This is a genomic window from Hungatella sp. SL.1.14 (assembly GCF_024460495.1).
GTDB lineage: Bacteria > Bacillota > Clostridia > Lachnospirales > Lachnospiraceae > Hungatella > Hungatella hathewayi.
In genome coordinates this window covers 1-350 of the sequence record NZ_JANFYJ010000201.1, presented here as the reverse complement: position 1 = coordinate 350, position 350 = coordinate 1, and the positions used below count along the sequence as shown (strand labels likewise).

The following is a 350-nucleotide window of genomic DNA, read 5'->3' as shown; positions in this document are numbered from 1 at the left end:
GGAAATATGAAGTATACAGCAGATATGGGCAGCAGTGCCTCCGGAAATATGGTCCGTCTTGAAAATTTATTGAGTGTGGACTGGAAAACCCATAGGTCCATGCAGAGCAGTGCGAGAGCAAGAAGGCCTGTTAAAATCCGGGATTCCATGCTGTCATAGGTAAAATATACGAATGCACCCGCCACAAGCTTCACACAGTTAAATACAAAATAGCAGATATAACCCAATGCAAGCCGGGTTGTGAAACGATGATTTTTAATATAAAGACTGACGTTCACGCAGATCCACTTTGTCAGACTGCCTGTCCAGATGGTTCCCGCCTTATAACGGCGGATCATGCTGAATGCTGC

At 45.1% G+C, this 350-nt stretch carries 1 pseudogene; it reads right to left on the bottom strand.

The annotated features are described in order from the left end of the window. Positions 1 to 350: pseudogene (locus tag NE473_RS30670) on the bottom strand (sensor histidine kinase); the annotation flags it as partial.